This window comes from Parafannyhessea umbonata (assembly GCF_900111255.1).
Classification (GTDB): Bacteria; Actinomycetota; Coriobacteriia; order Coriobacteriales; family Atopobiaceae; genus Olsenella_J; species Olsenella_J umbonata_A.
Map to the genome: position 1 here is coordinate 48,609 of NZ_FOGP01000005.1, position 13,434 is coordinate 62,042.

The window sequence follows — 13,434 nt, forward strand, 5'->3', positions numbered from 1 at the left end:
ATGTCTTCAGGTCGTGACTACTACGAGGTATTGGGCGTCGACAAGGACGCCGATGCGAAAACCATCAAGCGTGCTTTTCTTAAGCTTGCCAGGAAACTCCATCCTGACGTTAACAAGGAGCCGGGCGCCGAGGAGAAGTTCAAAGAGGTGAACGAGGCCTACTCGGTCCTTTCGGACGAGCGCAAGCGCGCCAACTACGATCGCTACGGCACCGCCGAGGGTCCCGGCGGCTTCGGCTCCGACTACGTCGACATGTCCGACATCTTCGGCGGCGGCTTCGGCATCGACGACATCTTCGACTCCTTCTTCGGAGGCTCTCGCGGCGGCTCGCGCCCGGCACGCACGCGTGGTCGCGACATGGGCATCACGCTGCAGCTAACGCTTGCTGAGGCGGCGGCCGGATGCAAGAAGACCGTCTCGTATGAGCGCCTGGCGCCCTGCGACGACTGCAACGGCACCGGCATTGCCGAGGGCGGGCACGAGACCACCTGCACCCGCTGCAACGGAACGGGCCGCGTGACCGAGTACCAGCGCACCATCTTTGGCCAGATGAAGTCCACCGGCGTCTGTCCCGAATGCGGCGGATCCGGAAAGGTCATCGACAAGCCTTGCGAGACCTGCGACGGCCAGGGGCGCACGCCGTCTCGCGAGACGGTCGAGGTGGACATCCCGGCCGGTGTGCACTCCGGTCAGTCGCTCTCCGTCAAGGGCAAGGGCGAGGCCGGCGTTCGCGGCGACGCGGCGGGCGACCTGATCGTCAGAATTGAGATCAAGCAGGACGAGCTCTTCGAGCGCCAGGGAGACGACCTCTTCTGCAAGGTCGAGCTCGACTACCTCGAGGCAATCGTGGGCAAGCGCGTTCGCGTCGAGGGCATCCTCGCAGACGAGGAGGTCGTCGTCGACGTTCCCGCCGGCTGCGAGTACGGTCAGCAGGTTCGCGTCGAGGGCAAGGGCATGCCGCGTCTCGGCTCGAGCGCGCGCGGAAGCCTGTATGCCGTCGTAGAGGTCATCGCCCCAAAGGACCTCGACGCATCTCAGCTCGCCTCGATCGGCGCGCTCGTCGAGGCACGCGGCGGCTCCACTGACGGCGATGCCCCTCGCAAGCCGCGCTTTCACGCGCACGGCCGCAAGGCCAAGGGTGCCGCGAAGTGAGTGTCGGCAAGGTCGCCTTCGCAAACCTTGGATGCCGCGTCAATCGCGTCGAGATCGACGTTATCGCCTCCGAGCTCGAGCGTGCCGGCTGCGAGTTCGTCGGAGAGCAGGATGCGGACGTTATCGTGGTCAACAGCTGTGCTGTTACCGGCGAGGCCGAGGCCAAGACGCGAAAGGCCATCAGGCACGCCGCCTCGCTTCCTCAGGTGCCGATTGTCATCGCGACCGGCTGCGTTGCGACGCTGTTTGGTGGAGAGCTCGAGGCCATTGGCGCCAACGTGCGCGTGGTCCGTTCCAAGGCCAAGGTCTCTGGCGAGGTCCTTCGCGAGCTCGGCGCTCCCGAGGGAGGCGTCAGCGACGAGGGGGCCGTCTTGGACGCGCCGTCGCCTACGGGAAGGACCCGACCCGGCATCAAGATTCAGGACGGCTGCGACAACCGATGCACCTACTGCATCGTCTGGAAGGCCAGGGGCCGCTCGCGCTCCGTCCCCGTCGAGGATATCGTGAGCTCCGTTCGGGAGGCCGTGGGCCGCGGTGCCCGCGAGGTCGTCCTGACGGGCATCAACATAGGAAGGTTCCGCGGAGAAATCGAGGGCGCCGTTCGCGGTCTGCCGGCACTTCTCGAGCACCTTCTCGGCGCTACGGACGTCGAGCGCCTGAGAGTCACCTCCATCGAGCCCCCCGACGTCACCGATGAGCTGTTGCGTGTCATGGCCTCCCATCCCGAGCGGATTGCGCCTTTTCTGCACATTTGCCTCCAGTCGGGCAGCGATGCCACCCTGGCGCGTATGGGTCGCGTGTATGACACGGCCTTCTACCGCGACGTCGTGCGGCGCTCTCGTGAGATGGTCCCCGGTCTCGCGCTCGGTACCGACGTGATTGTGGGCTTCCCGGGCGAGACGGACGAGGAGTTCGAGGATTCGCTCGCGTTTTGCCGGGAGATGGACTTCTCGAAGATGCACGTCTTCCGTTACTCGCAGCGCCCCGGCACGCCCGCAGCGGAGATGGAGCAGGTGGACGCGCGCATCAAGGCGGAACGCGGCAGGAGGATGCGTGCCCTCGCTCGCACGATGCGGTTGGCGGCCGCCAGACGCTTGGTTGGCACCGAGCAGCTCGTTCTCGTACAGGCTGCGGGTGCGGGCGTAACTGGCGGCCTGTTCGACGTGGTGGTCGACCGCGACATCGAGCCCGACACCTTCGCACGGCTGACTGTCTCGTCGGCCGCCGCAGACGGCACGCTCTTCGCGACGATGCGGCAAGACGACTCCGTAGCGATATGATGTAGGTACAGAGCTATCTGGCCTGCAGCTGCGATTCTGACTGGAGATACCTTGGACCCTACTCGCGTTCGCCTCACCATTCCCGATTCCGTCGATCCCACGGTTCTCATGGGGCCTGCCGACCTCCTGCTGCGCAGGATCGAGGCCGCGTTTGACGCGGCGATATCTGTCCGTGGCAACCAGATCACAGCGACGGGTCCGTCTGACGAGGTGGAGCGCGTGGTCTCTGTCTTCAGCGGGCTCATACGGCTGATTGAGATGGGGGAGTCCCCGTCGACGGCGGACCTGGACCTTTTGATCGGTCAGGTCTCGAGCGGGGTGGCGAGCGCAGACGACTTCCCCGACGACATCCTGCTCACCTACCGCGGACGTGCCATCAGGCCGAAGACCTCGGGTCAGAAGCGCTACATCGAGTCCATTCGCGACAACACGATCACCTTCGGGCTGGGGCCCGCCGGAACCGGAAAGACGTACCTGGCAATGGCCATGGCCGTGGCGGCCCTCAAGCGCAAGGAGGTCTCGCGCATCGTTCTGACCAGGCCCGTCGTCGAGGCGGGTGAGTCGCTGGGGTACCTCCCGGGCACGCTCGAGGAAAAGCTCGACCCATACGTGCGTCCCCTGTACGACGCGCTCTTCGACATGACCGATCTCGAGAAGGGCAACGCCCTCATCGAGCAGGGTGTCATCGAGATTGCGCCCCTGGCCTTCATGCGCGGCCGCACGCTCAACGACGCCTTCGTCATTCTCGACGAGGCGCAGAACACGACGCCCGACCAGATGAAGATGTTCCTCACGAGGCTCGGGTTCAACTCGAAAATGGTTGTCACTGGCGACGCGAGCCAGCGCGACCTGCTTGGGGTCAACGGCCTCGAGACGGCTCGCCGCGTCCTCGGGGGTGTGGACGACATCTGCTTCGTCGACCTTGGCCGCAATGACATCGTTAGGCACTCTCTTGTCGCCAAGATCGTCGATGCGTACGAGCGTGACGACCGTGCGTCCGCGGGCCCCGCGCGCAGAGACGCTAAATAGTTGACCCGTCGCATTCACCGTGCGAGGATGCGACATGAGGAGGGGATATGGCGCACGAGTACGATATTGACATCGAGGACGACGTAAATTCACTTCTCTGCGAGGACGAGATTTGCCGTATCTGCGACTTCGTTCTTGAAGAGGAGGGTGTGGAGCGCCCCTGCATGGTCTCCGTCTCGATTGTGAGCGACGAGCGCATCCACGAGCTCAATCGAGAGTGGCGTGACGTCGACCGCCCGACGGACGTCGTGTCGCTGGAGTGCGAGAGGCCCGACGACCCCGATCTCGCCCCGGGCGAGCCCTGCGAGCTCGGCGACATCGTCTTGGCACCGGCGTTCATCTTCAGGCAGGCCGAGGGCTTCGGCACCACGCCCGAGGACGAGTGCAGGCTCTTGTTGGTCCACGGCATGCTGCACCTCCTGGGGTACGACCACCTCGAGGATGACGAGGCGGAGGTCATGGAAGCTCGCGAGGACGAGCTGCTCGTGGGGCTCAAGACCGATGCGCCTCTCGGCCGCGTGGCCTTCACGCGGCATCGCGGCGGTGAAGACTGATGATTCCCGGCAGGAAGTCGAACCACCCATCTTTTAGGAGAAGCTTCCTCTTTGCGCTTCAGGGCTTCCGCACGGCCTTTAGTCTTGAGAGAAACATCAAGGTCATGCTTGCGGGAGGCCTCGTTGCGGTCATCGCCGGCTTTGCGCTGAGGCTTGATCCCGTCAGTTGGGGAGTCATCTTCCTGTGCTGCGGTTCCGTCCTCTCTATGGAGCTCATCAACACCGCGATAGAGACGGTCGTCGACCTTGTCTCGCCTGAGTTCCACCCCCTTGCGGGCCGCGCGAAGGACATCGCCGCTGCGGCCTCGTGGGTGCTCTGCATCCTCGTCGCCGGTGCGGGTCTCGTCATCTACGGATATGCCTTATTTAGGCTCTTGGGGCTGGCCTAGCGTCGCGTCATGCCACGCATGCTATCCTGCTCTGAGCTATCGCATCGAGTTTTTGGAGTTGGTGAATTCATGGGCGGGAGCAGTACCGACCAGCAGGCAAACGTCGACCGAACGTTCAGGAGTGGCTTCGTCGCGCTCGTGGGGCGCCCCAGTGTCGGCAAGTCGACGCTGCTCAACGCGGTGATGGGTGCCAAGCTTGCCATTACGAGTCCCGTTGCCCAGACCACGCGCAGGCGCATGAGGGCGGTCGTTAACACCGACTCCTCGCAGCTCGTCATCGTCGACACCCCGGGCCTGCACAAGCCCAAGGACGCCCTGGGCAAGGAGCTCAACAAGGTCGCCTTGGCCGAGCTCGCCGACGTCGACGTCGTCGCGTTTCTTATCGATGCGACCAAGCCCGTCGGCAGGGGAGACGAGTGGGTGGCGAAGCACGTGGAGGGCTCTGGCGCCACGTTCAAGCTGCTCGTTATCACGAAGGCCGACATCGCCAAGCCCGACCAGGTCTCCTCTCAGATCGAGGCGGCAAGCTCCCTGGCGCATTTTGACGAGACGCTCGTCGTCAGCGCTCGCGAGGGATTCAACGTCGACTCCTTCGTCGGCCTCGTCGCGTCACACCTGCCTGCGGGTCCCAAGTGGTTCCCCGACGACATGGACTGCGACGCCACCGACGAGGAGCTTGTCGCCGAGTACGTGCGCGAGAAGATCCTCAATAACCTGCGCCAGGAAGTCCCGCACTCCGTTGGCGTCATCTGCGAGGACATCGAGTGGGCCAAGGATGGCCATGCCTCCATCTCGGCGACAGTCATCGTCGAGCGTGAGGGACAGAAGGGCATCGTCATCGGCCGTGGCGGCAAGATGATCAAGAAGATCGGCACCGAGGCACGCAGGGACATCGAGCGTCTCTTCGACTGCAAGTGCTTCCTCGACCTCGAAGTCCGCGTGCGTCCCGACTGGCGTCGCGACCAGAACGAGATCAGGCGTCTTGGCTACGAGGCCGAGTAGCGTCCATGGCTTCAAGGCGGACGAGACGGGCACGTGGGATCGTACTCGATAGGACCAAGCTGGGCGAGCAGGACCTCATACTGACGCTCCTCATCCAGTCGGGAGAGCGCGTCAGTGTCGTTGCACGTGGAGCGCGTAAGCCCGGCGGGCGCCTTGCGGCCCGCTGTGAGCTCTTCAGCGAGACGGACTTTCTGCTTGCCCGCGGGCGTGGCCTCGAGGTCGTTGCCGAGGCTTCCCTGGTCGAGAGTCATTCGGGCATCAGGGGGGACCTTGCGCGTGTCAGCGCGGCCTCCGCCGTGTGCGAGGTCGCCTCGCTCACGAGTTTCGACGACGCACCCGACCCGTTCCTGTACCCCCTGTGCTCGCGCGTCCTGCGCGCGTGCGAGGAGGCCCGGGACCAGCAGGGGCTTGACGTCGCCGTGGCGGCCTACGTCTTCAAGGTCCTCGCTCACGGAGGCTGGTTCGCGCAGCTCGGCTCGTGCGTCTTGTGCGGCGACCAGTCTCGGTCGTACTTCTCGGCGACGTCTGGCGGGGCCCTGTGTTCGAGCTGCGCCAAGGACGTGCCAGACGCGATCGAGATGGGTCCTTCGGAGCTCAAGTGGATTGACGCGTTCATCCGTTCCACCTTCGACGAGCTCGTTCTGGCGAGCATTGACATGGGTATGTCGACAAAGCTCCTGGGTGTCGCCCACACCTGGGCCGCCACGCACCTTGACGCGCGCCTCAGGTCCATGGAGTTCATGCTGAGCCTGTAGCGTTTGTGTTCATGATGCGGGTTTTTCGACGGGCGAGAGCGTCGCACCCGCCTCGCCTTTTGCAGTGCGCGGCGTTAGTGGTATCCTCGTCTGGTCGTTACCCCGCTCTTGGTGGCTCGTCCATTGCCAGACGGCCAACCCAGTCCGGGGCGTATCTATGTGAAAGGGGTTTTCATGGCAATTTCCAAGGAGCGTAAGGCTGAGCTCATCAAGCAGTACGGCAAGAACGAGCACGACTCCGGTTCCGCTGAGGTTCAGGTCGCCCTGCTGACCGAGCGCATCCGTGAGCTCACCGAGCACGTCAAGGTGCACATCCACGACCACCACACCCGTCGTGGCCTGCTGATGCTCGTCGGCAAGCGTCGTCGCCTCCTGTCCTACATCAAGAAGCAGGACATCGAGAACTACCGTTCGCTCATCAAGAGCCTCGGCATTCGCGACAACATCCAGTAACAAGGTGTTTAGAGGGGGCGCCAGAAGGGCGCTCCCTTGCTATTGACGGCCCGTCTGCGATGTGGCAGGCGGAGATAAGAGGAAAAGATAATGGCAAAGGTTACGCACGAGTTCGACCTGTACGGCAAGCACTACAAGTTTGAGACCGGCGAGCTCGCGAAGCAGGCAACGGGCGAGTGCCTCGTGTCCTGCGGAGACTCCACCGTCAACGTGACGGTCGTCGTCTCGAAGGAGCGCAAGAACTACGACTTCTTCCCCCTGACCGTGGACTTCATCGAGAAGATGTACTCCGTCGGTCGCATCCCCGGTGGCTATCTCAAGCGCGAGGCGCGTCCTTCCGAGAAGGCCACCCTCACCGCTCGCATGATAGATCGCCCCATTCGCCCGTCGTTCCCCGACGGCTTCCGCAACGAGGTTCAGATCGTGGCCATGCCGCTCGTGGCTGACCAGGTCAACCCCGTCGACACCATCTCGATCATGGGAGCCTCCGCTGCCCTGACCGTCGGTGGCGTGCCCTTCGAGGGTCCGCTCGCCTGCGTCCGCATCGGCCGTGACGCCGAGACCGGCGAGTTCATCGTCAATCCGACCTACGAGGAGCGTGACGCCTCTGACCTCGACCTCGAGCTCGGAGGCTCCGCCACGTTCATCTCAATGCTCGAGGCTGGCGCCGACGAGATCTCCGAGGAGGACATGCTTGCTGCCATGGCTTTCGGCCAGGAGGCCATCGCAGCCTTCTGCGAGGAGCAGAAGAGGTTCTTTGACAAGGTCATCGAGGCCAACGGCCCGTTCCCGGTGCGCGAGTACATCCTCGACGAGCCCATTCCCGAGGTTCACGAGAGGATCTTCGCCCACTTCGACGAGATGTCCGCCGCCCTCAAGGACGCTGACAAGCAGTCCCGCATGGGCAAGGTCGAGGAGCTGAAGGAGGCCATCAAGGCCGAGTTCACCGAGGAGGAGCAGCTTGAGTGGGATCGTGCGATTCCCGTCGAGCTCAAGAGCCTCGAGAAGCACGCGATGCGCAAGATGGTCGTCGAGACCGGCGAGCGCGTTGACGGCCGTACGGCCACGGAGGTCCGTCCCCTGATGGTCAAGCCCGACTACCTGCCGCTGGTTCACGGCTCTGGCCTCTTCCAGCGTGGCCAGACCCAGGTGCTCTCCGTCGCCACGCTTGGCATGCTCAACGAGTGGCAGCGTCTTGACACCATCGAGCCCGTCGACGGAAAGCGCTACATCCACCACTACAACTTCCCGCCGTTCTGCACCGGCGAGACCGGCCGCATGGGCAGCCCCAAGCGCCGCGAGATCGGCCATGGCAACCTGGCCGAGCGCGCGCTTCTCCCCGTCATCCCCTCTGAGGACGAGTTCCCCTACACCATCCGTGTCGTCTCCGAGGTCATGGAGTCCAACGGCTCCTCGTCGATGGCGTCGACCTGCGGCTCCACGCTCGCCCTCATGGACGCCGGCGTTCCTCTGAAGCGTCCTGTCTCCGGCGTCGCCATGGGCCTCATCCAGGAGGAGGGCAAGACCGTCGTCCTGACCGACATCCAGGGCCTCGAGGACTTCCTCGGTGACATGGACTTCAAGGTGACGGGCACCACCAAGGGCATCACCGCCATGCAGATGGACAATAAGGCCACCGGCCTCACGCCCGAGATCCTCAAGCAGGCCCTACAGCAGGCGCACGAGGGGCGTATGTTCATCCTCGACGCCATGCTCGAACAGATCCCCGCTCCGCGCGAGAACACCAAGGACAGCGCGCCGCAGATTATCAGTCTCACCATCCCGACTGACAAGATTCGCGACGTCATCGGCTCCGGCGGCAAGGTCATCCGCGGCATCCAGGACGACACGGGCGCCACGATTGACATCCAGGAGGACGGCACTGTCTTTATCGCCGGTACCAACGGCGCGGGCGACGAGGCTGCCGAGCGCATCAAGGCTATCGTCAAGGTTCCCGAGGTGGGCGAGGAGTACACCGGCCGTGTCGTCAATATCCAGCCGTTTGGCGCCTTCGTCGAGCTGCTTCCTGGCAAGGACGGCCTGCTCCACATCTCCCGCGTCGCTCAGGGTCGCGTCGGCAAGGTCGAGGATGTCCTCAACATTGGCGACGAGGTCAAGGTCAAGGTCCTCGAGGTGGACGAGAAGGGCAAGATTAGCCTCGATCGCATCGACAAGCCGGAGGTCTCTGGCGGCCCTGACTCCGAGGGCGAGCGCAAGGGCGGCGAGCGCAGGCACCGTCGTCCCGGTGACAAGCATGGCAACGGCGGCAACGGTCGTCAGCCGCGTCGTCACCATGAGGGCTAGTCCTCTGGCGCAGAATTGAGCACACGCTTGGCGGGCGCCTTCGGGCGCCCGCTTTTTTGCTTCTCGGCTGCGCAAACTGGCGATTTCCTATGGGGTTTGGCCTACGAATCTCTCCTGACGGCGATATGTGAGTAAAATAAGAAAGATATGACCAGCATGGTTTGGTCCTTCTTTCAAAGGTTAGGCGGGCTTCCGCCTTTGATATCGCAGTTAAAACGTCGAAAGGATTTTTCAACCAATGGCAAAAAAGCAGACTCCCCTGAGGATCATTCCGCTGGGTGGACTCGACGGCATCGGCAAGAACATGACCGCCTTCGAGTACGGCAGCGACATGATTCTGGTCGATGCCGGTCTCATGTTCCCCGATGACGAGCAGCCTGGCATAGACCTCATCCTGCCCGACTACTCCTACGTCCTCGAGAACGAGGAAAAGCTTCGCGGCATCATTATTACGCACGGCCACGAGGACCACACGGGCGCGCTGCCGTACGTCCTGATGGACCTCGCCAAGAAGGTCCCCATCTACTCCTCGAAGCTGACCCTGGGCATCATAGAGGGCAAGCTCGCCGAGCACAAGATCAACTCGCCCAAGTTCCGCGACGTCTCCAACGGCACGCACATCAACCTGGGTGCTTTCAGCATCGACTTCTTCTCGATGACACACTCCATCCCGGGCGCGCTGGGCGTCTATATGCGCACGCCGGCGGGCTCTGTCATGCACACGGGCGACTTCAAGCTCGACCAGACCCCGATTGACGGCGTCACACCCAACTACCAGGCCATCAACAGGTTCGCTACCCTCGGCGTTGACCTGCTCATGTCGGACTCGACCAACGCCACGCGTCCCGGCTTCACGAAGAGCGAGTCGGCCGTGGGCCCCGCCATCCGACACATCATCAAGAACGCCAAGGGCCGCGTCATTGTCGCGTCCTTCTCGAGCCACATCCATCGTCTGCAGCAGATTTGCGATGCCAGCACGGCCGTCGGTCGCAAGGTCGTTGTCACCGGCCGCTCGATGGTGCAGAACACCAAGATCGCCCGTGAGCTGGGTTACCTGAAGATCGATCCCGACGACATCATCGACGGCTTCGAGGTCGAGGACATCCCCGACGACAAGATCGTCGTCATGTGCACCGGAAGCCAAGGCGAGCCCATGAGCGCCCTCTCGCGCATGGCCAATGGCGACCACAAATCTTTCACCATCACGGCCGATGACACGGTCATCATCTCGGCCAACCCCATCCCGGGCAACGAGAAGAGCGTCCAGGGCATAATAAACTCGCTGTCCAAGATCGGGTGCGCCGTCTATGACAAGAGCACAACGCTTGTCCATGTCTCGGGCCACGGCTCCCAGGAGGAGCTCAAGCTCATGCTGGCCATGGCAAAGCCACGCTTCTTCATGCCTGTTCACGGCGAGGCCGTGCACCTGAGGGCCCACGCGAAGCTCGCCCAGGAGATGGGCATGCGCGCCGACCACATCTTTGTTGCCGACAACGGCGATACGCTCGAGATGGTCAACGGCAAGGTCGGCTGGGGCCGACCCGTCGAGTCCGGTGTCGTGTACGTCGACGGCCTCTCCATCACCGACGCGAACCCCGTCGTCTTCCGCGATCGCCAGAAGCTCGCGAGCGATGGCATCGTCACCGTCGTCTCTACCGTCTCCAAGCGCAGCCGCGCCGTCGGCAACGTCGAGATCTCCTGCCGAGGCGTCTCCTTCTCGGTCGACGACATCGCGAACGAGGCCCAGGAGACCGTCAGGCAGACGCTCCAGCGCATGGCGAGCAAGGAGGGCTCGAACGTCGAGTCCCTGCGCAAGAGCTCCCGCAACAGCCTTTCCAACTACCTTTGGAACAAGACGCGCACGCGACCCATGGTCATTCCGGTCGTGATGGAGGTTTAAATGCCCTCTAAAAGCAGATCAAACGCAAAAAAGAGGCGTAGTTCGTCCCGCGGCGCCGCGAACGGATCGGCCCTCGAGCATCTTCTGCCCGAGAGGGGCTCCGCGGTCTTCGACATCATGGGAGTTTGTATCATCGTGGTTGCCATAGCGATGGTCTTAGCGCTTGTATCTCCCAGCAACGCTCCTGTGACGAAGGCAGTCGGCGAGTTCCTGGTGCTCTGTTTTGGCGTGGGTGCCCTGCTCTGCCCGATTTCGCTCATCATATTCGCGGCCACGCTCTTTTTGGGGGAGGACGAGCCCATAGGCCACAAGGTCGCTCTTGGCCTTTTCCTCATCATCGTCTCGATTCTGGGCATGATCTCGCTGACCGTTCCCGGAACTCTCGAGAGGCCCTACATGGTCGTCGCCGAGGAGATTGTTGGCAGCTATGGCGGATACGTCGGCGGTTGCGTGGCGTATGCCCTGCTGAGCACCGTCGGCCGTGACGTGGGCTACGTCATTCTCGCTGGCGTCATCGTCGTCGGCGCGGTCATCTGTGGCTTCTCCATCTCTGGTGCCGTTGCCCGTATCCGCGGCAAAGCCGAGCAGGTCGGTGACTCCATCAGGCTCGCCCGAGAGCGCAAGCGCGAGGCCTCCCTTGCCGAGTCCGCCCGCGGCCTGCAGTCTGACGACAATCTGGCAGACGACGACGTCGAGGCTCCCACCAGCTTCATCGGCTCCAGGCGCACCAGCGTCCTTCTGCGCGGACGCCACTCCAGGGGCCGTGTCGAGGACGCTCCGACCGTCAGACTCGACGATGTCCAAGCCGATGGGAACCTCGAGGCTACCCAGCCAAAGACCCGCCTGCTCAGGCGCAAGAAACATCCCGACATCGACACGGACGTCACTCAGCCCGCCATCGACTTCGGCGGCGAGCTCGCCGGAGAAGGCGAGCCCTTGTGTGACGTGCGCGTCCAGCCCGAGCCGGACGACGAGGAGAGCGTTCCTGCCGCCGTGCCTGACTTCATTCGCAACGCACGCAGCTCTCGCGCGACCGTCGACAAACCCCATGAGGACTCCGCCAAGAGGGGCAAGCCCGCCAAGCAGGCCGTCGCAAAGCAGAAGACGACGCGCGCGAAGGCCTCGGGTTCGCGTCCTGGAGACGATGTCGACGGATATGAGCTTCCTCCGTTCAACATGCTGAGCAGCAACCCCCACAGTGCCAACGCCGCGGCCTCCAAAGAGGAGCTGGACGAGACGCGCGAGCGCCTTCAGGGAACCTTGAGGGAGTTTGGCCTGTCGAGCCGCGTCGTGGATTATATCTCGGGCCCCATCGTCACGACCTTCCGCATCGAGATGGGCGAGGGCGAACGCGTCAGCAGGATCAAGAACCTCGAGGACGATATTGCTCTTACGCTTGCCGCCGAGAAGGTTCGCATCTTCGCGCCCATCAAGGGCACGAGCTACGTGGGCGTCGAGATTCCTAACAGCAAGAGGTCCAACGTTCACCTGGGCGATGTCCTGCCCTATGCCACGGGCGGCCCCCTCGAGGTCGCCATAGGCCGTGACTCCGCCGGCAAGCCCGTCATAGCAGACATCTCGAAGATGCCCCACATGCTCGTTGCCGGCACCACCGGCTCGGGCAAATCCGTCATGATCAACTCGATGATCATGTCGATTCTCATGCGTGCGACCCCCAAACAGGTGCGCATGATTATGGTCGACCCAAAGCGCGTCGAGTTCTCGAGCTACAACGGGCTGCCGCACCTCTACGTCCCGGTCGTCACCGACCCACGCCAGGCTGCGAGTGCCCTGCAGTGGGCGGTCTCCGAGATGGAGCGCAGGCTCAAGGTCTTCGAGCGTGCCGGAGCTCGCAACATTCTCGTCTATAACGAGATGTGCAAAACCGGCAAGCTCTCCGAGATGGACAATCCCCCCGAGCCCCTGCCCTACATCGTTGTCGTGGTGGACGAGCTTTCGGATCTCATGATGACTGCTGGAAAGGATGTCGAGGCCTCCATCGTCCGCATCGCCCAGCTCGCGCGTGCGGCCGGCATTCACCTCGTAATTGCAACCCAGCGTCCCTCCGCCAACGTCGTCACGGGCCTCATCAAGTCCAACATCGACAGTCGCGTCGGCCTTAAGGTCGCCTCCGGCATCGACTCGCGCGTCATTCTCGATGAGACTGGCGCCGAGCGCCTTTTGGGCAATGGTGACATGCTCTTCAAGGACCGCGGCCTCGCCCCGAGGCGCGTGCTCGGCTGCTACACCTCTGACAACGAGATCGAGGAGGTCGTGAGCTTCATTCGCGACCAGGCGGAGCCTGACTACCACGAGGAGATTCTCTCCCAGGTGGTCCCCGGCATGCCTGGCGGCGGACGCGAAGAGGTCGGGGAGGACGACGACCCGCTCGTCTGGGAGGCCGCGCAGATTGTTGTGGACTCGCAGTTGGGTTCTACCTCTGGCCTCCAGCGCAGGCTCAAGGTGGGCTACGCTAGGGCAGGACGAATCATGGACATGCTCGAGGCTAAGGGCGTCGTCGGTCCACCCGACGGCTCCAAGCCCCGAGAGGTCCTTCTGGATAAAGAGGCCCTTGAGGACCTTAAGACGCAGGAAGCAAAGTATAGGGAGGTGTAG

Annotated in this window: 11 protein-coding genes; all 11 read left to right on the forward strand. The window is 63.3% G+C overall.

What is annotated here, in order from left to right; translation table 11 throughout:
- Complete coding sequence (gene dnaJ, locus BMY31_RS07075) at nt 1-1,152, forward strand: molecular chaperone DnaJ (RefSeq protein ID WP_091009358.1); 1,152 nt, start codon at nt 1-3, stop codon at nt 1,150-1,152.
- Nucleotides 1,149-2,432: a MiaB/RimO family radical SAM methylthiotransferase gene (locus BMY31_RS07080; protein ID WP_091009361.1), complete on the forward strand. Its 1,284-nt coding sequence runs from the start codon at nt 1,149-1,151 to the stop codon at nt 2,430-2,432. Before dnaJ ends, BMY31_RS07080 begins: the two co-directional genes overlap by 4 nt.
- Before the next feature lie 51 nt (nt 2,433-2,483).
- Nucleotides 2,484-3,461, forward strand: coding sequence for a PhoH family protein (locus BMY31_RS07085; protein ID WP_078687620.1), 978 nt, complete (start codon nt 2,484-2,486; stop codon nt 3,459-3,461).
- A gap of 47 nt (nt 3,462-3,508) precedes the next feature.
- The gene (gene ybeY / locus BMY31_RS07090) at nt 3,509-4,015 is read left to right on the forward strand and encodes an rRNA maturation RNase YbeY (protein ID WP_091009364.1); all 507 of its coding nucleotides are present in this window, start codon (nt 3,509-3,511) and stop codon (nt 4,013-4,015) included.
- Complete coding sequence (locus BMY31_RS07095) at nt 4,015-4,404, forward strand: diacylglycerol kinase family protein (protein WP_078687622.1); 390 nt, start codon at nt 4,015-4,017, stop codon at nt 4,402-4,404. The genes ybeY and BMY31_RS07095 overlap by 1 nt, the downstream gene beginning before the upstream one ends.
- A 69-nt stretch (nt 4,405-4,473) precedes the next feature.
- Nucleotides 4,474-5,406 carry a GTPase Era gene (gene era, locus BMY31_RS07100; protein ID WP_091009367.1) on the forward strand — a complete coding sequence of 311 codons (933 nt, stop codon included), beginning with the start codon at nt 4,474-4,476 and terminating at the stop codon, nt 5,404-5,406.
- A gap of 5 nt (nt 5,407-5,411) precedes the next feature.
- A complete protein-coding gene (gene recO / locus BMY31_RS07105; RefSeq protein WP_091009369.1) occupies nt 5,412-6,161 on the forward strand; it encodes a DNA repair protein RecO in 750 nt (249 codons plus the stop codon).
- Nucleotides 6,162-6,335: 174 nt separating this feature from the next.
- The gene (gene rpsO / locus BMY31_RS07110; RefSeq protein WP_078687625.1) at nt 6,336-6,614 is read left to right on the forward strand and encodes a 30S ribosomal protein S15; all 279 of its coding nucleotides are present in this window, start codon (nt 6,336-6,338) and stop codon (nt 6,612-6,614) included.
- A 90-nt stretch (nt 6,615-6,704) separates the two neighbouring features.
- Nucleotides 6,705-8,918 (forward strand): polyribonucleotide nucleotidyltransferase, encoded by a 2,214-nt coding sequence (locus BMY31_RS07115; RefSeq protein WP_078687626.1) that lies wholly within the window; start codon nt 6,705-6,707, stop codon nt 8,916-8,918.
- A 238-nt stretch (nt 8,919-9,156) separates the two neighbouring features.
- Entirely contained in the window at nt 9,157-10,818 is a 1,662-nt protein-coding gene (locus BMY31_RS07120; protein ID WP_078687627.1) for a ribonuclease J, read from the forward strand.
- Nucleotides 10,819-13,434 carry an FtsK/SpoIIIE family DNA translocase gene (locus tag BMY31_RS07125; protein WP_091009371.1) on the forward strand — a complete coding sequence of 872 codons (2,616 nt, stop codon included), beginning with the start codon at nt 10,819-10,821 and terminating at the stop codon, nt 13,432-13,434. It begins immediately after the preceding gene.